Annotated in this window: 11 protein-coding genes; 5 read left to right on the forward strand and 6 right to left on the reverse strand. The window is 63.2% G+C overall.

The genetic code is table 11. The annotated features are described in order from the left end of the window. The 6 genes from ACNPP0_RS17315 to ACNPP0_RS17340 form a co-directional block, all read right to left on the reverse strand. On the reverse strand, positions 1-9,455 hold a 9,455-nt coding region (locus ACNPP0_RS17315; protein ID WP_448706547.1), incomplete at its 3' end, for a retention module-containing protein. A gap of 84 nt (positions 9,456-9,539) precedes the next feature. Further along, complete coding sequence (locus ACNPP0_RS17320; RefSeq protein WP_332613516.1) at positions 9,540-10,196, reverse strand: helix-turn-helix transcriptional regulator; 657 nt, start codon at positions 10,194-10,196, stop codon at positions 9,540-9,542. Between the two features lie 19 nt (positions 10,197-10,215). Further along, positions 10,216-11,637 (reverse strand): HlyD family type I secretion periplasmic adaptor subunit, encoded by a 1,422-nt coding sequence (locus ACNPP0_RS17325; protein WP_332613515.1) that lies wholly within the window; start codon positions 11,635-11,637, stop codon positions 10,216-10,218. A gap of 7 nt (positions 11,638-11,644) precedes the next feature. Next, positions 11,645-13,810 carry a type I secretion system permease/ATPase gene (locus ACNPP0_RS17330; RefSeq protein WP_448706548.1) on the reverse strand — a complete coding sequence of 722 codons (2,166 nt, stop codon included), beginning with the start codon at positions 13,808-13,810 and terminating at the stop codon, positions 11,645-11,647. After that, a complete protein-coding gene (locus ACNPP0_RS17335) occupies positions 13,794-14,006 on the reverse strand; it encodes a hypothetical protein (protein ID WP_006218695.1) in 213 nt (70 codons plus the stop codon). The genes ACNPP0_RS17330 and ACNPP0_RS17335 overlap by 17 nt, the downstream gene beginning before the upstream one ends. A 24-nt stretch (positions 14,007-14,030) precedes the next feature. Next, the gene (locus ACNPP0_RS17340) at positions 14,031-15,542 is read right to left on the reverse strand and encodes a TolC family outer membrane protein (RefSeq protein WP_448706549.1); all 1,512 of its coding nucleotides are present in this window, start codon (positions 15,540-15,542) and stop codon (positions 14,031-14,033) included. A 518-nt stretch (positions 15,543-16,060) separates the two neighbouring features. Between ACNPP0_RS17340 and leuC the strand changes: the two genes are divergently transcribed. The 5 genes from leuC to ACNPP0_RS17365 all read left to right on the forward strand — a co-directional run. Then, positions 16,061-17,464, forward strand: a complete 1,404-nt coding sequence (gene leuC, locus ACNPP0_RS17345) for a 3-isopropylmalate dehydratase large subunit (RefSeq protein ID WP_046807556.1) — start codon at positions 16,061-16,063, stop codon at positions 17,462-17,464. Between the two features lie 26 nt (positions 17,465-17,490). After that, positions 17,491-18,141: a 3-isopropylmalate dehydratase small subunit gene (gene leuD, locus ACNPP0_RS17350; protein WP_006218698.1), complete on the forward strand. Its 651-nt coding sequence runs from the start codon at positions 17,491-17,493 to the stop codon at positions 18,139-18,141. A 29-nt stretch (positions 18,142-18,170) separates the two neighbouring features. After that, positions 18,171-19,247 carry a 3-isopropylmalate dehydrogenase gene (gene leuB, locus ACNPP0_RS17355; RefSeq protein WP_332613512.1) on the forward strand — a complete coding sequence of 359 codons (1,077 nt, stop codon included), beginning with the start codon at positions 18,171-18,173 and terminating at the stop codon, positions 19,245-19,247. Between the two features lie 235 nt (positions 19,248-19,482). After that, a complete protein-coding gene (gene asd / locus ACNPP0_RS17360; protein ID WP_046807554.1) occupies positions 19,483-20,613 on the forward strand; it encodes an aspartate-semialdehyde dehydrogenase in 1,131 nt (376 codons plus the stop codon). A gap of 259 nt (positions 20,614-20,872) precedes the next feature. Beyond that, the coding region (locus tag ACNPP0_RS17365) for a type IV pilus assembly protein FimV (protein WP_448706550.1) at positions 20,873-22,570 on the forward strand (1,698 nt) is incomplete at its 3' end.

Below are 22,570 nucleotides of genomic sequence, written 5' to 3' on the forward strand. Positions count from 1 at the left end.
TCGTTGACGGTCACGGTGATGGTGTCGGTCACCTGCTGGCCTTCCTTCAGGCCCTGGACGCTGGCGCTGGTGTTATTAAGCGTGTAGGTCCACTTGCCACCCGAATCCACCACAAACGTGCCATACGTGCCGGCGCCGTTGTTGCTGACGGACCAGGTGTGCGTGTCGGTGAGGTCGATGTCCGTCTTGGTCAGTTGGCCATTGGCGGTCAGCGTGCCGTCTTCCTTCACGGCGCCCGTGGCGTTGCCCGCGATGGTCGGGGCGTCATTCGTGCCCGTCACCGTCACGGTGATCACTTGCGTGGCGGTGCCGCCATGGCCGTCGTTGACGGTCACGGTGATGGTGTCGGTCACCTGCTGGCCTTCCTTCAGGCCCTGGACGCTGGCGCTGGTGTTATTAAGCGTGTAGGTCCACTTGCCACCCGAATCCACCACAAACGTGCCATACGTGCCGGCGCCGTTGTTGCTGACGGACCAGGTGTGCGTGTCGGTGAGGTCGATGTCCGTCTTGGTCAGTTGGCCATTGGCGGTCAGCGTGCCGTCTTCCTTCACGGCGCCCGTGGCGTTGCCCGCGATGGTCGGGGCGTCATTCGTGCCCGTCACCGTCACGGTGATCACTTGCGTGGCGGTGCCGCCATGGCCGTCGTTGACGGTCACGGTGATGGTGTCGGTCACCTTTTGGCCATCCGCCAGGCCTTGCACCTTGGCATTGGCGTTGTCCAGCGTGTAGGTCCACTTGCCGTTCGCATCCACCACAAAGGCGCCATACGTGCCCTTGCCGGCGTTGTTCAGCGACCAGGTGTGGGTGTCCGTCGTGTCGACGTCCGTCTTGGTCAACTGGCCGCTGACCACTTGCGTACCATCTTCGGTCACGCCGCCGGTGATGACGCCGCCCAGGGCCGGAGCGTCGTTCGTGCCGGTAACGGTGATCGTGATGGTTTGCTGCGCCGTGCCGCCATGGCCGTCGTCGACGGTCACGGTAACGGTGTCGGTCACTTGCTGGCCATCGGCCAGGGCTTGCACCTTGGCGTTGGCGTTGTCCAGCGTGTACGTCCACTTGCCGGCGCTGTCCACCGTCAGCGTGCCGTACGTGCCCTTGCCGTTGTTGCCGACCGACCAGGTGTGCGTGTCGGTAGCGTCAACGTCGGCCTTGGTTAGCTGGCCGGTGACCACTTGCGTGCCGTCTTCCTTGACGGCGCCATTGGCCACGCCGCCGATGGTCGGGGCGTCGTTGGAACCGGTGACCGTAACAACCACTTGCTGCTGCGCCGTACCGCCATGGCCATCGTCGACGGTTACGGTGATGGTGTCCGTCACCTGTTGGCCAGCGGCCAGGGCTTGCACCTTGGCGCTGGTGTTGTCCAGGTTGTACGTCCACTTGCCCGTGGCATCGACCGAGAACGTGCCGTACGTACCCTTGCCGGCGTTGTTGACCGACCAGGTGTGCGTGTCGGTCGTGTCAACGTCGATCTTGGACAGCTGACCCGACACGCTGCTCTGCGCGGCATCTTCCGTCAATGCGCCGGTGGACGCACCCGAGATGGTCGGGGCATCGTTGGTGCCGTTGATCGTGATGGTGATGTCTTGCGTGGCGGTGCCGCCATGGCCGTCGTCGACGGTCACGGTGATGGTGTCGGTCACCTGTTGGCCGGCGGCCAGGGCTTGTACCTTGGCGCTGGTGTTGTCCAGGTTGTAAGTCCACTTGCCGTTCGCATCGACCGAGAACGTGCCGTAGGTGCCCTTGCCGGCGTTGTTCACCGACCAGGTGTGCGTGTCGGTCGCGTCAACATCGGTCTTGGACAACTGCCCCGAGATGCTGTTGGGCGCAGTATCTTCCTTGACCGTGCCGACGGACGTGCCCGAGATCGTCGGAGCATCGTTGGAGCCGTTGACCGTGATCGTGATCGTCTTTTGCGCCGTACCGCCATGGCCGTCGTCAACGGTCACGGTGATGGTGTCCGTCACCTGTTGGCCGGCAGCCAGGGCTTGCACCTTGGCGCTGGTGTTGTCCAGGTTGTAGGTCCACTTGCCGTTCGCATCGACCGAGAACGTGCCGTAGGTGCCCTTGCCGGCGTTGTTCACCGTCCAGGTGTGCGTGTCGGTCGCGTCAACATCGGTCTTGGTCAGTTGGCCGGTGACGCTCGATTGCGTTGCATCTTCGGTGACCGCGCCGGTGGACGTACCCGAGATCGCCGGCGCGTCGTTGGTACCGGTGACCGTGATCGTGACGGTTTGCTGCGCCGTACCGCCATGGCCGTCGTTGACGGTCACGATGATGGTGTCCGTCACCTGTTGGCCGGCAGCCAGGGCTTGTACCTTGGCGCTGGTGTTGTTCAGGTTGTAGGTCCAGTTGCCATTGCCATCAACGGAGAACGAACCATACGTGCCCTTGCCATCGTTGTTGACGGTCCAGCTATGCGTGTCGGTCGTGTCGACGTCGGCGACATTCAGCTTGCCGGTGGCGACCAAGGAGCCGTCTTCGGTGACGGCGCCGTCGGCCTTGCCGGTCACGACGGGGATGTCGTTGGTACCGACGATCGTGACAACGACCTGACCCGTCGTGCCGTCAGCGGTGGTGACGGTAAACGTTTCGGTCAGGGTCTTGCCAGCGCCCAGGCCTTGGACAGCCGGGTCGTTGTTGGTCAGGTTGTACGTCCACGCGCCGTTCGCGCCGACGGAGAACGTGCCGTGTTGGCCAGGAGCGTTCGTTTGAACTTGGAACACGGCTTGGCCGACGTCCGGATCGGTGACGTCGAGCTTGCCACTCACGGAGAGCGTCTTGTCTTCGATGACTTCGCCCTTGTCGCTGTCAGGGGTAGAAGGCGTGATGATCGCGCCGTCATCCGTGCCATTGATCGTGACCGTAACGTCCTTGGTGACCACGCCGCCGTTGCCGTCGTCCACCGTGACGGTGAATGTCTCGGTGATCGATTGGCCGGTCTTCAGACCTTGGACATCCTTGTTGGCGTTGTCCAGGTTGTAGGTCCAGTTGCCGTTGCCATCAACGGAGAAGGAGCCATACGTGCCCTTGCCCTCGTTGTTAACGGTCCAGGTGTGGGTATCGGTCGTGTCGACGTCGGCGACATCCAGCTTGCCGGTGGCGACCAGCGAACCGTCTTCCGTGACGGCGCCGTCAGCCTTGCCTGTCAAGACGGGAATATCGTTCGTGCCCACGATGGTGACCACGACTTGACCCGTCGTGCCGTCAGCGGTGGTGACGGTAAACGTTTCGGTCAGGGTCTTGCCAGCGCCCAGGCCTTGGACAGCCGGGTCGTTGTTGGTCAGGTTGTACGTCCACGCGCCGTTCGCGCCGACGGAGAACGTGCCGTGTTGGCCAGGAGCGTTCGTTTGAACTTGGAACACGGCTTGGCCGGCGTCCGGATCGGTGACGTCGAGCTTGCCGCTGACGGACGACTTCTCGTCTTCAATGACTTCGCCCTTGTCGCTGTCAGGAGTAGAAGGCGTGATGATCGCGCCGTCATCCGTGCCATTGATCGTGACCGTAACGTCCTTGGTGACCACGCCGCCGTTGCCGTCGTCCACCGTGACGGTGAACGTTTCGGTGATCGATTGGCCGGACTTCAGACCCTGGACGTCCTTATTGGCGTTGTCCAGGTTGTAGGTCCAGTTGCCATTGCCATCAACGGAGAACGAACCATACGTGCCCTTGCCCTCGTTGTTCACGGCCCAGGTGTGGGTGTCGGTCGTATCGACGTCCGCGACATCCAGCTTGCCGGTGGCGACCAGCGAACCGTCTTCCGTGACGGCGCCGTCGGCCTTACCGGTCAGCACCGGAACGTCGTTCGTCCCGACGATCGTGACCACGACCTGACCCGTCGTGCCGTCAGCGGTGGTGACGGTAAACGTTTCGGTCAGAGTCTTGCCAGCGCCCAGGCCTTGGACGGCCGGGTCGTTGTTCGTGAGGTTGTACGTCCACGCGCCATTGGCGCCGACAGAGAACGTGCCGTGTTGGCCGGCCGTGTTGGTTTGCACCTGGAACACGGCTTGGCCAGCGTCCGGATCGGTGACGTCGAGCTTGCCGCTGACGGACGACTTCTCGTCTTCAATGACTTCGCCCTTGTCGCTGTCAGGCGTAGAAGGCGTGATGATCGCGCCGTCATCGGTACCGTTAATCGTGACCGTAACGTCCTTGGTGACCACGCCGCCGTTGCCGTCGTCCACCGTGACGGTGAACGTTTCGGTGATCGATTGGCCGGACTTCAGACCCTGAACGTCCTTATTGGCGTTGTCCAGGTTGTAGGTCCAGTTGCCATTGCCGTCGACGGAGAAGGAGCCATACGTTCCCTTGCCCTCGTTGTTAACCGTCCAGGTGTGGGTATCGGTCGTGTCGACGTCGGCCACATCCAGCTTGCCGGTTGCAACCAGCGAACCGTCTTCGGTAACTGCACCATCAGCCTTGCCGGTCACGACGGGGATGTCGTTGGTACCGACGATCGTGACCACGACCTGACCGGTCGTGCCGTCAGCGGTGGTGACGGTAAACGTTTCGGTCAGGGTCTTGCCAGCGCCCAGGCCTTGGACAGCCGGGTCGTTGTTGGTCAGGTTGTACGTCCATGCGCCGTTTGCGTCGACAGAGAACGTGCCGTGTTGGCCGGCCGTGTTGGTTTGAGCCTGGAACACGGCTTGGCCGGCGTCCGGATCGGTGACGTCGAGCTTGCCGCTGACGGACGACTTCTCGTCTTCAATGACTTCGCCCTTGTCGCTGTCAGGGGTAGACGGGGTGATGATCGCGCCGTCATCGGTACCGTTAATCGTGACCGTAACGTCCTTAGTGACGACGCCGCCGTTGCCATCATCGACCGTGACGGTGAACGTTTCGGTAATCGACTGGCCCGTCTTCAGACCTTGGACATCCTTATTGGCGTTGTCCAGGTTGTAGGTCCAGTTGCCATTGCCATCAACGGAGAAGGAGCCATACGTGCCCTTGCCGTCGTTGTTAACGGCCCAGGTGTGGGTGTCGGTCGTGTCGACGTCCGCGACATCCAGCTTGCCGGTGGCCACCAGCGAACCGTCTTCGGTGACTGCACCGTCGGCCTTGCCGGTCAGCACCGGAATGTCGTTCGTGCCCACAATGGTGACTACGACTTGACCCGTCGTGCCGTCAGCGGTCGTAACCGTGAAGGTTTCCGTCAGGGTCTTGCCAGCGCCCAGGCCTTGGACGGCCGGGTCGTTGTTGGCCAGGTTGTACGTCCACGCGCCATTGGCACCGACAGAGAACGTACCGTGTTGGCCAGGAGCGTTCGTCTGAACTTGGAACACGGCTTGGCCGACGTCCGGATCGGTGACGTCGAGCTTGCCGCTGACGGACGACTTCTCGTCTTCAATGACTTCGCCCTTGTCGCTGTCGGGCGTAGACGGGGTGATGATCGCGCCGTCATCCGTGCCATTGATCGTGACCGTAACGTCCTTGGTGACCACACCGCCATTGCCGTCGTCCACCGTGACGGTGAACGTTTCGGTAATCGACTGGCCCGTCTTCAGACCCTGGACGTCCTTATTGGCGTTGTCCAGGTTGTACGTCCAGTTGCCATTGCCATCCACGGAGAACGAGCCGTACGTACCCTTGCCGTCGTCGTTAACCGTCCAGCTATGCGTGTCGGTCGTGTCGACGTCGGCCACATCCAGCTTGCCGGTTGCAACCAGCGAACCGTCTTCGGTAACTGCACCATCAGCCTTGCCGGTCACGACGGGGATGTCGTTGGTCCCGACGATCGTGACCACGACCTGACCCGTCGTGCCGTCAGCGGTCGTAACCGTGAAGGTTTCGGTCAGGGTCTTGCCAGCGCCCAAGCCTTGGACAGCCGGGTCATTGTTCGTGAGGTTGTACGTCCACGCGCCATTGGCGCCGACAGAGAACGTACCGTGTTGGCCAGGAGCGTTCGTCTGAACTTGGAACACGGCTTGGCCGACGTCCGGATCGGTGACGTCGAGCTTGCCGCCCACGGAGAGCGTCTTGTCTTCGATGACTTGGCCCTTGTCGCTGTCAGGCGTGGAAGGGGTGATGATCGCGCCGTCATCGGTACCGTTAATCGTGACCGTAACGTCCTTGGTGACCACGCCGCCGTTGCCATCATCGACCGTGACGGTGAACGTTTCAATAATCGACTGGCCCGTCTTCAGCCCCTGGACGTCCTTGTTGGCGTTGTCCAGGTTGTAGGTCCAGTTGCCATTGCCATCAACGGAGAACGAACCGTACGTACCCTTGCCGCCGTTGTTAACCGTCCAGCTATGCGTATCGGTCGTGTCGACGTCCGCGACATCCAGCTTGCCCGTTGCCACGAGCGTGCCGTCTTCGGTGACTGCACCATCGGCCTTGCCGGTCAGCACCGGAATGTCGTTCGTGCCCACGATGGTGACCACGACCTGACCCGTCGTGCCGTCAGCGGTCGTAACCGTGAAGGTTTCGGTCAGGGTCTTGCCAGCGCCCAAGCCTTGGACAGCCGGGTCATTGTTCGTGAGGTTGTACGTCCACGCGCCATTGGCACCGACAGAGAACGTACCGTGTTGGCCAGGAGCGTTCGTTTGAACTTGGAACACGGCTTGGCCGACGTCCGGATCGGTGACGTCGAGCTTGCCGCTGACGGACGACGTCTTGTCTTCAATGACTTCGCCCTTGTCGCTGTCAGGCGTAGACGGAGTGATGATCGCGCCGTCATCCGTGCCATTGATCGTGACCGTAACGTCCTTGGTGACCACACCGCCATTGCCGTCGTCCACCGTGACGGTGAACGTTTCGGTGATCGATTGGCCGGACTTCAGACCCTGGACGTCCTTATTGGCGTTGTCCAGGTTGTAGGTCCAGTTGCCCGACGAGTCGATGGAGAACGAGCCGTACGTGCCCTTGCCGTCGTCGTTAACCGTCCAGCTATGCGTGTCGGTCGTATCGACGTCGGCGACATCCAGCTTGCCGGTGGCGACCAGCGAACCGTCTTCCGTGACGGCGCCGTCAGCCTTGCCGGTCACGACGGGGATGTCGTTGGTACCGACGATCGTGACCACGACCTGACCGGTCGTGCCGTCAGCGGTGGTGACGGTAAACGTTTCGGTCAGGGTCTTGCCAGCGCCCAGGCCTTGGACAGCCGGGTCGTTGTTGGTCAGGTTGTACGTCCATGCGCCGTTTGCGTCGACAGAGAACGTGCCGTGTTGGCCGGCCGTGTTGGTTTGCACCTGGAACACGGCTTGGCCGGCGTCCGGATCGGTGACGTTGAGCTTGCCGTCAACAGACAGCGTCTTGTCTTCGATCACTTCGCCCTTGTCAGCGCCCGGAGCTCCCGGAGTGATGATCGCGCCGTCATCGGTACCGTTGATCGTGACCGTAACGTCCTTGGTGACCACGCCGCCGTTGCCGTCGTCCACCGTGACGGTGAACGTTTCGGTGATCGATTGCCCGGACTTCAGACCCTGAACGTCCTTATTGGCGTTGTCCAGGTTGTAGGTCCAGTTGCCGTTGCCATCAACGGAGAACGATCCGTACGTGCCCTTGCCCTCGTTGTTAACGGTCCAGGTGTGGGTATCGGTCGTGTCGACGTCAGCCACATCCAGCTTGCCCGAGACGACAAGGCTGCCGTCTTCCGTGACTGCACCGTCGGCCTTGCCCGTCAGCACCGGAACGTCGTTGGTCCCGACGATCGTGACCACGACCTCGCCCGTCGTGCCGTCCGCCGTCGTGACCGTAATGGTTTCCGTCAGCGTTTTGCCCGCGCCCAGGCCTTGGACGGCCGGATCGCTGTTATTCAGGTTGTACGTCCAGTTGCCGTTGGCATCGATCGAGAACGTGCCGTGCGTGGTGGTGGCGTTCGTCTGAACCTGGAACACCGCTTGACCAGCGTCCGGGTCGGTGACTTCCAACTTGCCGCCGACCGACAGCTTCTCGTCTTCGACGACCTGGCCCGCGTCAGCACCCGGTGCCCCCGGGGTAATGACTGCGCCGTCATCCGTGCCGTTAATCGTGACGGTGACCACTTGCGTTGTCACGCCGCCGTTGCCGTCGTTGACCGTGACGGTGAACGTCTCGGTCAAGGTCTGGCCGGCGATCAGTGCCTGGACGGCGGGGTTGGTGTTGACCAGGTTGTAGGTCCACGTGCCGTCGGCCGCGATGGTTAGCGCGCCGTATTGGCCGGCGCCGTTGTCGTTGACGGACCACGTGTGCGTGTCGGAAGTGTCGACGTCAGCCACGTCCAGCTTGCCGGTGGCGACCAGGGCCGTGTCTTCGGCGACCGCGCCAGCGGCTTGCCCGCTGATCGTGGGGACGTCGTTGGTGCCCTGGATGGTGACGGTGACCGTGCCGGCCGTTCCGTCAGCCGTGGTGACCGTGAAGGTCTCGGTCAGGGTCTCGCCAACAGCCAGCGCCTGCACGCGGGCATCGTTGTTGTTCAGGTTGTAGACCCACGCGCCGCTGGCGTCGATCGAGAACGTGCCGTGCTGGCCGGCTTGGCCGGATTGCACGACAAAGCGGGCTTCGCCGTTGTCCACGTCGGTGACGTTCAGCTTGCCGTTGGCGGTGAAGGTGGTGTCTTCCTTGACCGTGCCGGCGTCGTCGCCGGCGTTGGCCGGGGTGATCTGGGCTGGGTCGTTCACGCCGACGATCGTCACTTCGACGGTGGCAGTGGACGTTGCGCCGCTGGGATCGGTGACCGTGTACGAAATCGTGCTGGTGGCGGTCTGGCCGGCGGGCAGGTTCTGGAAGCCCGTGCCGGGCGTGAAGACGTAGCTGCCGTCGGGCAGAACGGTGAACGTGCCGCCGTTGGAGCCGTTGACGGTGACGCCGCCCGCGGTCATGGGCCGGCCGCTGACAGACACGATGGCCAAGGGATCGCCGTCGGGATCGCTGTCGTTGCCAAGCAGGTTGCCGCGCTGGACCGCGTTCTGGTCGCCCGTGCTGGCATCGTTCAGTGCGGACGGGGCGGTGTTGGTGGCTGCCGGGACAGCGGCGTCGCCGTTGTCGCCCGTGGCACCGGCGGCGCCGGCGCGGGGCAGGGTATCGTCACCGCGGCCGGGGTTGGCGTAGGCCAGGTCCAGCGGCGTGGTCGTTTCCAGGATGCGGGCCAGGCGCACGAAGCTGCTGCCGCCGGCATCGCCGCCGCCAGCCACGATGGCGGCGGTGGGGTCCAGTTCGTCGAACGGGTCGCGTCCGGCTTGCAGGGCGGCCAGCAGGCGGTCGGAATCCGTGCCGGTGGGCGGGGTTACCGCGGCTTCGCTAGGGTCGGCCAAGGGGCCCGCGATGTCACCGTTGACGGCGACTTCACGGCTTTCGCCGATCACGATCGGCATGCCGTTTTCAACCTGAAGGGAAACCGTGGCGCCTGAAGCCGTAACGATGTCGCTGCCGGCGGGGACGTTGCTGCCTTGATGCAGTTCGGTCAGCGAGCCGTCGCTGTTGCGTATCCACGCGCGACCGGAGATTTCATTGACGACTGCGGGAGTAGTGTTGGCCATGTGGGTTCCGTTTCAGGGAGTTATCCAAGATGGCCAGATACTAAAGAGCGCCGCGCGGAGGCGATATTGTCCTCAAGGACAGTTTCAGGAAGTAATTTTGCTGCGCGTGTCGGCCGGCGCCGAAATGCCGTGCACCAGCAGGGCAAGTTGAAGGCGATCGGACACGCCTAGCTTTTCAAAGACGGCGGAAAGATGCGCCTTGACCGTGCGTTCCGTGATGCCCAGGGCCTCGGCGATCTGCGCGTTGGCCTGGCCGCTGGCGGCGTAGCGGGCCACGGTGATCTCGCGCTCGGTCAGCAGGCCGTTGTCCCAGGAACGGGAATCCTGGGCGCGCTCGGTGACCAGCTTTAGCAAGCGCGCCACCAAAGACCGGCCCATCCAGATCCCGCCGGACAAAACCACTTCCAGCGCTTGCGACAGCGCGGCGGCGGGCGCGTAGCTGTGGCAATAGCCATGAGCGCCCGCGCCCAGCGCTTGCGTGCCTTGCTCGTCGTTAGGGCTGGGGCTGGCGACCACCAGGTGCAGGCCGGCCAGGGCAGGGCCCCAGCTGGGATCCTGCCAGGACGGCAAGCGCGGCACGTCGGTATCCAGCACGGCCAGCGTGCGGCCTTGCTCGCGCCAGCGTTGCAGGTCGGCCAGGCCGCGCCCGCGGGCAGCCAGCCAGCGCGTGGAATCCAACGCGCGCCAGTGTTGCCAGAGCAGGTCGTCGTGCGTAATCAACAAGACGGGAACGGGTTTCATAAAGCCTTGCAGCTCTCCTTTAACGTTCGGTGAAGGCGTTTGCCTTGGCACGCAGAATCGGTTTGAGCAGGTACTGCAACACGGTGCGTTTACCCGTCAGGATATGAACCTCGGCCACCATCCCGGGGATGATGGGCAGTAGTTTGTCGCCCACGGTGCTGCGGTCCGTGCGGACGCGCACCACGTAATAGGAATTGCCTTTCTCGTCGGTGACCGTGTCGGCGCCGATCTGTTCGACCTTGCCTTCCAGACCGCCGTAGATGGCGAAGTCGTAGGCGGTGAACTTCACTTCTGCCTTCTGGTCGGCATGCAGGAAGCCGATGTCGCGCGGTTGGATGCGCACTTCCAGCAGCAGCGTGTCGTCCTTGGGCACGATTTCGATAATGTCCTTGCCCGGCTGCACCACGCCGCCCACGGTGTTGTTGAACAGCGTCTTGATGGTACCGGCCAGCGGCGCGCGCACTTCGGCCAGCTTCACGCGGTCGGCCAGCGCCAGCTTGCCTTGGCGCAGGGTGGACAGCTTGGTGTTGGTCTCGGACAGTTCGCTGCGAGCCTGGTTACGAATATTCAGCTCGGACTCTTCCAGCTTGCTTTGCGCTTCCTTGATGGACGCCTGGAAGCGGTCGATTTGCGCTTCGGCGCCTTTTTGCTCGCCGCAATACCGCGCCACGTCGCGTTGCAGGCGCAGCAGGTCCACTTCGGACACGGCGCCGCTCTTGAGCAAGGGCCGGGTGACCTGCAATTCTCGCGAAGTCAGGCCGCAACTGGCGGACGCCTGATCGCGCTTGGCGATGGTTTCGCGCAAGTCTTCCTGGCGTTGCTTGAGCTGTTCGCGCGCCACGTTGATGGTGGCGTTCAGTTCGGTGTTACGCGCCTGCCAGGCGTTGCGTTCCATTTCAACCAGGCCGGGCGCCTGCTTCAGCACTTCTTCCGGCGCGACGAAAGGTTCGCCGGTAGCCAATGCCTGCAAGCGGGCGGACTTGGCCAGCAACGACAGGTATTCGGCGTTGTTCTCGCCCAGCGAAGAGGCAAAGCGCGTGGAATCGATTTTCAGCAGCGTCTGGCCAGCCTGGACTTCCTGGCCCGGGCGAACCAGGATTTCCTCGACGATACCGCCGTCCAGGCTCTGGATGATCTGCACTTGGCGCGACGGCACAACCTTGCCTTCGCCACGGACCACTTCGTCGATGCTGCCCGTGGCCGCCCAGACGATCAGCAGGAACGTCGCAAGCAACGCCACCCATAGCAGCACGCGCGAACTGCGGGCCTGCGATTCGTGGATCACCCATTCAGCGTTGCCGACATAGTCTGAACGCTTTTCCTGCTTGCCCTTTTCGGCGCCGTCCAGCAGTCGGTCAAAGAAGAACACGAAGACGTTGCGCAGTTTGCGCCACAGGCCGCCAAACAGGCCGTGCCGGGTCTCTCCAGGATTTTTCTGCATGGCGCCCTTAACTCCCGCGTCCAACGCGTCCTTGACGCAGTGCTTCGACAACTTGCTCCTTGGGGCCGTCCGCAACGATGTGACCGTTATCGATCACGATCAGGCGGTCCACCAGGTCCAGCAGCGCAGTACGGTGCGTGACCAGCAGGATCGTCTTGGTGGCGCTGGCCTCGCCCAGCCGCTTGCGCAGCTGCGCCTCGCTCTGGTGGTCCATGTTGCTGCTGGGTTCGTCCAGCAGCAGGATCGGCGGGTCGTTGATCAGCGCGCGGGCCACGGCGACGGACTGGCGTTGGCCGCCCGACAGCGATTCGCCGCGTTCGCCGATCACCATGTCGAAACCGTTGGGATGCAGGTTGGCAAAGTCTGTCACGCCGGCCAGGTTGGCGGCGGCCAGGATGCTGGCGTCGTCGGCGTAGGGCGCGCCCATGGCCAGGTTGTGTTTCAGGCTGCCGTAGAACAGCGTGGGGTCTTGCGGCACATGGCCGATGGCGCGGCGCACGTCGGCCGGGTCGATCTGGCGCACGTCCACACCGTCCAGCAGCACAGCGCCTTCGGTGGGCTGATACAGCGCAAGCGCCAGTTTTTCCAGCGTGGTCTTGCCGGAACCGATGCGGCCGATGATGCCGACCTTTTCACCGGGCTTGAGCTTGAACGACACTTTCTTCAGCACCGGTTGCGTGCTGCCGGGGTATGCGAAGGTGACGTCGCGAAATTCCAGGCCGCCATGAAACACGGGACGATGCAGGAATTCGGCTTCGGCCGGGCGTTCGATCGGCAGTTTCATATAGTTGTCGATCGAGCCCAGCGAGGTGCGGGCGTTCTGGTATTGCATCAACAGCCCCGCAACCTGGCCCAGCGGCGCCAGGCAACGGCTGGCGATCATGGATGCGGCGATGATGCCGCCCATGGACATCGCCGATTCCTGCGCCTGGTACACGCCGATGATCACCACGGCGATCGACACGAGTTGCTGGATAGCCTGCACAAAGCCCACCGTCGACGACGAGATCAACTTCAGCTTGCCCCCCGTCTGTGCGATGAATTCCGTGGCGCGTTCCCAGTTGCGTTGCACCGAGCCTTGCGCGTTCAGCGTCTTGACGGCCTCCAGGCCGGTCAGCGCTTCCACCAGCGTCGCGTTGCGCTGCGAGCTGGCCTGGAAGCTGGCCATCGTCAGGGCTTCCATGCAAGCCTGGGCAGCCAGCGACACCAGCAAGATCAGCACGATGGCAACCAGCGGCGGCAGGATCATCCACGGCGATATCCAGGCCAGAGCGGCCAGGAACAGCAGGATGAAGGGCAGGTCGACCAGCGTGGTGATGGTGGCCGACGCGATGAAGTCGCGAATGGATTCGAACGACCGCAGGTTGGCCGCGAACGATCCGACGGACACGGGGCGGCCTTCCAGTCGCAGGTCCAGCACGCGCTCCATGATCTGCGCGGACAGGCGCACGTCGACGCGCTTGCTTGCACTGTCCACCACATGAGAACGGGCGGTTGACAACACCATGTTGAAAATCACCACCAGCGTGATGCCGATAGCCAGCACCCACAGCGTTTCAACGGCGTTGTTGGGCACCACGCGGTCATACACGTTCATGGTGAACAACGGCATCGCCATGGCGAAGATATTGATCAGCAGCGCGGCGACCAGCGCATCGCGGTACAGGCGCCGGTTTTCCATGATGGCGGCCCAGAACCAATGGCGTTCACGGACTTTGGCCACTTCCGGCGAGCGGGCGTCGAACCGGAATTGCGGGCGCACGAAGCAGACCAGGCCGGTGTATTGCGCGGCCAGGGCCTCGGGCGTCATCTCGACGGAACTGCCGCCAAGCTCGGGATGGCTGACCAGGTATTTGCCGTCTTCTTTTTTCAGCAGCAGGCAGGCGCGTTCGCCTTGCAGCAGCAGGATGGCGGGCAAAAGGTCTGGGGAAATGCTGTCCAGCGTGCGCTTGACGACGCGCGCGGAAAGTTGCGCCCGCGCCGCGGCGCGCGGCAGCAGGGCAGGGGTCAGGCGGTGTTCTTCCAGCGGCAGGCCGGCGGACAGCGCCTGCGCCGTGGCAGTCACGCCGTGCAGGCGCGTAATTTCAACCAGGCAGTCCAGCAAGGGGTCGTCATGCGCCGCTCGGGCGTCGGCGCGCCATTCGCGCGCCGCCTTTTCAGATAACTTGTCCATCTTCGTCATCCAAGAGGTCTAGGTGTTCCGAGAGGCGCGCGCGTTGCTGCTTGCGCTGGGATAGCTTTTGCTGTGCCTGGATAGGCAGGTCCGTCATGCGCAAGGTGCCATTGGCGATCAAGGCGTCGATCAGGTCTTCAAGAACGCGGACAAAGTCCGCGTCCAACTGCGAAAATTCGTTGCCCTGGGGCGTCATATGGCCTCCTTGCGCCCGCCGCCTTTAGGGCTTGGCGGTGGGTGCGTTCAGCGGCACGAGCGTGGGCGGCAGCGTGCCTTCGTTGTATTGAACGCGCACGGGAGCCAGGCGGGCAGAGTCGGGGACCGTCGAATTGCAAAGCTTGATCACTTCGTCGGTTACCTCCAGTTTGCCGTTTTCCTCGGGCATCTCGTTGCGCGCGGGTTGCAGCGACAGCGCCGGCAACAGCGCATGCGACAGCGCCAACCAGCGATATTGCGCAAGCTTGAGGTCATACAAGCCGTTGGTCAATGCGCGGCGCGACTCGAACAATTCGTTTTCAGTGTCAAGCAAGTCCAGCAGCGAGCGCTGGCCGATCTGGAACTGTTGGCGATACGCATCACGTACCTTGGTCGTGGCCACTTCGTGGTCGCGCAGGAACGGCAGCTTCTGGCTCAGGCTGACGATGTTGTTCCAGGCGACGGCCAGGTCCTGCTGCACGTTGCGGCAGGTGTAGTCGCGGATGTCGCGCGCGGCGTACGACTGCGCGGCGGTCTGGCGAACGCGGGCGGAATCGGCGCCGCCGCGGTACAGGTTGTAGCTCATCACAACTTGCACGCTGGAGCTCTGGATGTCGCGCGTTTCGGGCGTGGGGTCGTTCTGGTCCCGACCCGAGGAAGCCACGAATTCAAACTTGGGCGAGAAAGCGCCCTTGGACGAGGCCACGCCGGCTTGCGCGGCCTGCAAGCCGGCCTGCTTGGACAGGAAGCTGGGGTTGCGGCGCAGCGACTCATTGAAGTCCCCCGGCTTGACGGGCAGCTTGCCCGAGATGTCCGGCGGCGGCTGCATGGCTTCGGGCGGGAAGGCGCCGGTCACGCGTTGAAAGCGCTGCTGCACGTCAAGCAGGTTGGCGGTTTCGGTCATCAGGTTGGTCTGAGCCAGGGACAAACGGCCGCCTGCCTGTTCCAGGTCAACGCGGCGGCCCACGCCCGACTCGGTGCGTTCGCCGATCTGTTTCAGCGTTTCTTCGTGCAGCGAATAGTTCTGGCGGGCCAGCAATTCCATGTCCCGGTAACGTTGCAGGTCGATATACGCCTGCACGGCGGCGAACGCGGTGCTGTCGCTGGTGGCCAACACGTCATAGAAGCGCGCCAGCTTATCGAAGCCAGCCTGCTTGACGTCGTTGCTGGTGCGGAAGCCGTCAAAAATCAGTTGGCGCAGTTCAACGTTGTAGCCCGGGCGGCTCCAGCGTTGCGAACCCACGTCGGGCACGTTGCTGCGATATTCGCGGCCCACATAGCCCTGCGCGTTGATTTGCGGGAAGAAGGCCGCGCGGGCAACCGACTGGCCTTCCAGGGATGCCTGGAAGTCGTGATACTTGGCCTGGATTTCCGGGTTGCTCAGCAGCGTCTGCTCAACAACCTGATTCAGCGTCACCGTGGAGACGGTGGCGGCCGGCGCGCCCTGCGGGGCGGGCGGGGTCGGCTGGGCAAAAGCGGCGGGAACAAAAGCCAAGGCGAGAAGCGAAGTCGTGCGTTTGATCAAAAACGAAGCCATAGTGATTATTCGCGTGTCGGAGTGGGATTGAATGGCGGCCATATTGTATGTAAATGTCATATTTCCCTAGTCAAGATTTGTTAAGTCTTGCAGAAGGCAAAATGACTCGCCACAACGTTTCTTCGCGCAACATCACCTAATTTGACTGAATTTGCACGAACTTCACAGACCGAGAAAAGCGCCAGCTTTATTAATACGGTTTATTTCGTATTATTTCGAAAGTGACGTGTCTGTAGTGAAACAGGATTATATCGTTTTGATAATTCTGTATCTGATTTCTCTTATCGAATTTGTAATTTGTGATTAATTTTCCACAGTGATCCGAACGCAATTTGCCGCGATTGCGGGGACAGATTCCGTAACCAACGTGGTAGTCCTGATACTAGTATGTGTGGTGTGGTTGTACTAGGTTCGGAGCGTGGGCATAATTCCCGCATGCCGCAGTGGCCGGCACGGAAGCAATCTGCTTATCAACCGTGCGAGGCTCAAGCCGGATTGTCTATTTGCAGAGCGCATCCATGGCCCAAACCCTTTACGACAAACTCTGGGACGCCCACATCGTCCACCAGGAATCAGACGGCACCTGTCTGCTCTATATCGATCGCCATCTGGTGCACGAAGTCACCAGCCCGCAGGCGTTCGAAGGGCTGGCGATTGCCGGCCGCAAGCCGTGGCGCACGGGCGCCAACCTGGCCGTGGCCGACCACAACGTGCCGACGCTGAACCGCGCCCAGGGCATTGACGACCCGATCTCGCGGCTGCAAGTGGACACGCTGGACGCCAACTGCGAGAAATACGGCATCACCGAATTCCGCATGAATGACTTGCGCCAAGGCATCGTGCACGTGATCGGCCCCGAGCAGGGCGCCACGTTGCCGGGCATGACGGTGGTCTGTGGCGATTCGCACACCAGCACGCACGGCGCGCTGGGCGCGCTGGCATTCGGCATCGGCACGTCTGAAGTCGAGCACGTGCTGGCCACGCAGACGCTGCTGATGAAGAAAGCCAAGAGCATGCTCATCAAGGTCGACGGCGATTTGCCTTTCGGCTGTACGGCCAAAGACGTGGTGCTGCACATCATCGGCATCATCGGCACGGCCGGTGGCACGGGCCACGCCATTGAATTCGCGGGCAGCACCATCCGCGCCCTGTCCGTTGAAGGCCGCATGACCGTGTGCAACATGGCGATTGAAGCCGGCGCGCGCTCGGGCATGGTGGCGGTCGACGACAAGACCGTTGAGTATTTCCGTGGCCGCCCGTTTGCGCCCACGGGCGTAGTGTGGGACCAGGCCGTAAAGTACTGGCGCACGCTGCACACCGACGAAGGCGCCAAGTTCGATACGGTGGTGGAAGTGAACGCGCGCGACATCAAGCCGCAGGTGACCTGGGGCACGTCGCCCGAAATGGTGTTGCCGGTGGATTCCCGCGTGCCGGACCCCGACCGCGAAAAAGACGATGTGCGCCGCAGCGGCATGGAACGCGCGTTGCAATACATGGGCTTAAAGCCCAACACCCCGCTGACCGACATTCGCGTGGACCGCGTGTTCATTGGCTCGTGCACGAATTCGCGCATCGAAGACTTGCGCGCGGCTGCCGCTGTGGCGCGTGGCAAGCGCGTGGCGTCCAACGTGCGCCAAGCCATGGTCGTGCCGGGCTCTGGCCTGGTCAAGCAACAGGCCGAGCGCGAAGGGCTGGACAAGATTTTCATTGAAGCCGGTTTTGAATGGCGGGAACCCGGCTGTTCGATGTGCCTGGCCATGAACGCCGATCGCCTTGAACCGGGCGAGCGTTGCGCGTCGACGTCCAACCGCAATTTCGAAGGTCGGCAAGGACAGGGCGGTCGCACGCATCTGGTCAGCCCCGCCATGGCCGCAGCCGCTGCGGTGGCCGGCCACTTCGTCGACGTCCGCACGTTCCGTTAAGCGATCACGCACCGAGTACCGACATCATGCAAGCATTTACCACTCACGAAGGCCTGGTGGCTCCGCTCGACCGCGAAAACGTCGACACGGACCTCATCATTCCCAAGCAATTCCTCAAGTCGATCCAGCGCACCGGTTTCGGGCCGAACCTGTTTGACGAGCTTCGCTATCTGGACCACGGCGAACCCGGCATGGACAACAGCAAGCGTCCCCTGAACCCGGATTTTGTGCTGAACCAGCCGCGCTACCAAGGCGCCTCGATCCTGTTGGCGCGCAAGAACTTTGGTTGCGGCTCCAGCCGCGAACACGCGCCCTGGGCGCTGACGCAATACGGCTTTCGCGCGATCATTGCGCCGTCGTATGCCGACATCTTCTTCAACAACAGCTTCAAGAACGGCCTGCTGCCGATCGTGCTGTCTGAATTGGAAGTGGCCCGCCTGTTCGACGAAGTCAAGGCGTTCCCGAATTACAAGCTGCAAATCGACCTGGACCGCCAGGTCGTGATCGCCGCGGACGGCCGCGCCATGGGCTTTGATATCGAACCGTTCCGCAAGTACTGCCTGCTGAACGGCTTTGACGATATCGGCTTGACGCTGCGCCATTCCGACAAGATCCGCGCCTTCGAGGCCGAACGACTGGCCCGCCACCCCTGGCTGGAAAGCCGTCCCATCGCCTGAACCCATACTGATCACAGGATCGCTTTCAAATGACCCACAACATTGCAGTCTTGCCGGGTGACGGCATCGGACCGGAAATTGTCGAACAGGCCGTGCGCGTGCTTCAAGCGCTGGACGTGCCGTTCAATATCAAGCAGGCCCCCGTCGGCGGCGCCGCGTTTGACCAGTTCGAACACCCGCTGCCCCCGGCCACGCTCAAGTTGGCCAAGGAATCCGACGCCGTGCTTTTCGGCGCCGTTGGCGACTGGAAGTACGACAGCCTGCCGCGCGAATTCCGCCCGGAACAAGCCATTCTGGGCCTGCGCAAGGCGCTGGGCCTGTTTGCCAACTTGCGTCCGGCCATCCTGTATCCCGAGCTTGCCAGCGCATCGTCGCTGAAGCCCGAGATCGTGTCCGGCCTGGACATCCTGATCATTCGCGAACTGACCGGCGACATCTATTTCGGCACGCCGCGCGGCGTCCGTGCGTCGCCCGACGGCTCGTTCGCCGGCGAGCGCGAAGGCTACGACACCATGCGCTATGCCGAATCGGAAGTGCGCCGCATTGCCCGCATCGGCTTCGAGTCGGCGCAAAAGCGCAACAAGAAGCTGTGCAGCGTGGACAAGGCTAACGTGCTTGAAACGTCGCAGTTCTGGCGCGATATCGTTATTGAAGTAGCGCGCGAATACCCCGACGTAGAGTTGTCGCACATGTACGTCGACAACGCCGCGATGCAGCTGGTGCGCAACCCGCGCCAGTTTGACGTCATCGTCACGGGCAACCTGTTCGGCGACATTCTGTCGGACGAAGCGGCCATGCTGACGGGTTCGATCGGCATGCTGCCGTCGGCCTCTTTGAACGCTGGCGGCCAGGGCCTGTATGAACCCAGCCACGGTTCGGCCCCGGACATCGCGGGCAAGGGCATTGCCAACCCGCTGGCGACCATCTTGTCGGCCGCCATGCTGCTGCGCTATTCGCTGAACCTTGCACCGCAAGCCGACCGCATCGAAGCCGCCGTGCGGCGCGTGCTGGCCGATGGCCTGCGCACCGCCGACATCTTCGAAGCGGGCACCACGAAGGTCACCACGGCCGCCATGGGCGACGCCGTCTTGAAAGCCCTGGCCTGATCGCTGGGCAAGGGGCGCGCCCTTGCGGCGGCGCCCCGATTTGGAAGGGGCCGCTTCATGTAGCGGCCCTTTTTTTGCCCGTGTTGTGGCGGCGCCGCGAAAGCCGTTGGGCGGTCTTCCGGCCCCAAATTTTTCTAGCTGCGCCGCAACATACGCGCGTGCATTCTGATAAATTGTTGAATTGCACGACTTTTTTCTACCCGGACCTTGTCTCCACCTTTATAGAGCGATTGAAATGAATCAAGCAGTAGGCCTTGTCGGCTGGCGCGGAATGGTCGGCTCGGTGCTCATGCAACGCATGCGCGACGAGAACGACTTCGCACTGATCGAACCGGTGTTCTTTTCCACCAGCAATGCTGGCGGCGCCGCGCCCACGTGGGCCGAAGGCGCAGGCCCGTTGCAAAATGCCTACGACATTGATGCTCTGAAAAAACTGCCGATCATTCTGACGGCACAAGGCGGCGACTACACGTCCGAGGTTTATCCCAAGCTGCGCGGCGCGGGCTGGAACGGCATCTGGATCGATGCGGCCAGCACCTTGCGCATGGCCGAAGACGCCATCATCGTCCTGGACCCGGTCAATCGCCCGGTCATCGACGCGGCGCTCAAGCGCGGCGTGCGCAATTTCATCGGCGGCAACTGCACGGTCAGCTGCATGTTGATGGGCCTGGCCGGCTTGTTCAACAACGACCTGGTGGAATGGATGACGTCCATGACCTACCAGGCGGCTTCCGGCGGCGGCGCGCAGCACATGCGCGAACTGCTGACCCAATTCGGCGAAATCAACCAGGCCGTCAAGCCCTTGCTGGACGATCCGGCGTCGGCCATCCTGGCCATCGACCGTGGCGTGCTGGCCAAGCAGAAAGATGCGTCGCTGCCGCACGAGCACTTCGGCGTTCCGCTGGGCGGCAACCTGATTCCCTGGATCGACAAGGATCTGGGCGACGGCATGTCCAAGGAAGAATGGAAGGCCGAAGTCGAAACCAACAAGATCCTGGGCCGCGGCGCCGCCTTCGGCACGCCCGCCACCCCGATCGACGGCCTGTGCGTGCGCATCGGCGCCATGCGCTGCCATAGCCAGGCTCTGACCATCAAGCTCAAGCGCGATGTGCCGCTGGACGAGATCGAAGCACTGATCGCGCAAGGCACGCAATGGGCCAAGGTTGTGCCCAACACCAAGGAAGCGACGGTTTCGGCGCTGACCCCGGTTGCCGTAACCGGCACGCTGGACATCCCGGTCGGCCGCCTGCGCAAGCTGTCGATGGGTTCGCAATACCTGGGCGCCTTCACGGTGGGCGACCAACTGCTGTGGGGCGCTGCCGAACCGCTGCGTCGCATGCTGCGCATCGCGCTGGCCGAAGCCTGACGCGTATGTGTATACGGCCGATAAAAACAGTTTGATCGGCCGTGTAGACAAGCAAGGGCACCTTCGGGTGCCCTTGTCGTTTGGCCTGGCGCATGAGGGAAGCGGCGGATGTGCCCAAGAGCCAACGCCGAAGCGCCTTTCAGGTTTGTGAAACCGGCATCATCCATTACACTTTTCCCGTGAATTGAGGCCTGTTTCGCTAATATGTCGCGCGACTCGGCCAGCCCGTAATTCGACTACAAGAACGGAATTCCAGCTTATGACCCAGCGTTCGCGCCATGTGAAGCATGCCCGCCGTTTGAAAACCCTTCAATGGGCGATCGCGTTGGCGATTGGGTCGAGCATGTGCAGTTCGGCGCTGGCCATGCGGGTCGGACATTCCCGCGTGGTGTCGGCGCCCGGCGCGCCGTTGCAGGCGGTGGTCGGCTTGCAGGAATTGACGCCGGATGAGGCGTCGTCGTTGAAGGTGTCGGTGGCGGATGAAGCCGCCTGGCAGCGCGCCGGCCTGAAGCCGCCCGTGCCGCTGGCCAGCATGGTGGTCCGCATTGAAGACGGCACCGACGGCACGCGCAAGAACCTGCGCGTGCGTGGCACGCAGCCGCCCGCCAGCGGCGCGGTGGACCTGCTGCTGGACATCAGTTCAAGTTCCGGCCAGCGCCAGGTGCAGGTCAGCGTATTGGTGCCCTTGCGCGGCACCGGCACCGGCGCCGATGTGACGCCGGCGTCGGTAGGCGGCACGGCGCGTGCGGGGGCCGGTACCGCGACGGTCAATGTGAAGCAGGGTGACAATCTTTTTGCCATTGCGCAGCGCAACGCGGTGCCCAACGCCTCGGTGTATCAGATGCTGGTGGCGTTGTGGCGCGCCAATCCAGAGGCCTTTATTCAAAACAACATGAACCTGGTGCGCGCCGGGCAAAAGTTGAAGATTCCCGATGCGGCCACGGTCCGGGCGATTGATCCCGCCGAAGCGCGCCGCATCTTCAACGAACACGCCGAAGCGTTTGCCAAATATCGCGCCCGAGTCGGCGCGGCGGCAGGAGCCAATCCGTCGGTGGTAAAGGGGCAGGACGCGGCATCCGGCTCCGTGGCGCAACCTGGCGACACGGGCGTGGCTACGCCGGCTCCGACCCAGGATCGCGTGCGCCTGTCGACCGGGCTCGCAGCGGGAGGCGCTGTCGCGCAGGCGGATGCGCAAGCCGACGCGAAGACATCGAACGAGCGCGCGCTGAAAGACGTTGAAGGCCGCGTGAGTCAGCTGCAAAGCAATGTCGACGAATTGAACAAGGCGGTGGCGCAGCAAGGCGGTTCGGGGACCTCGGGCGCGGGCGGCACGGGCGCGGCTGGCGGTGCGGGCGCATCGGGCGCGGCAGGGTCATCTGGCAATTCTGGCCCAGCGGGTGCGGCGGGCGCATCGGGCACTCCGGGCGCTTCCGGAGCGACGGGTGCTTCGGGTGCGACAGGTACTTCCGGTGCTGCGGGTACCCCCGGTGCAGCTGGCACCCCAGGCGCAGCGGGTGTCCCGGGCGCACCAGGTACTCCGGGTGCAGCGGGCACTTCGGGTGCGGCAGGCACTCCGGGTACGGCAGGCACTCCGGGTACGGCAGGCACGCCCGGGGCAGCAGGCACTTCGGGGGCAGCGGGCACTTCGGGGGCAGCGGGCACGCCGGGGGCAGCGGGCACTTCGGGGGCAGCGGGCACGCCGGGGGCACCAGGTACTCCGGGTGCCGCGGGCAGTCCGGGTGCAGCCAGCACTTCCAGCGCAGCGGGAGCTACCGGCGCGGCCGGTACCCCGGGCGCCGCGGGCAGTTCCAGTGCTGCCGGTACTCCCGGCGCAGCAGGCAGTCCTGGCGGGACCGGGGCTCCCGGCGCAGCAGGTACTGCCGGCGCTGCCGGCACCCCAGGCGGTACGGGTTCGACGAATAATGCCGGCGCGCCCGGTGGCTCGAGTGCGTCCGGC

Source organism: Achromobacter semiaridum, from assembly GCF_053543755.1.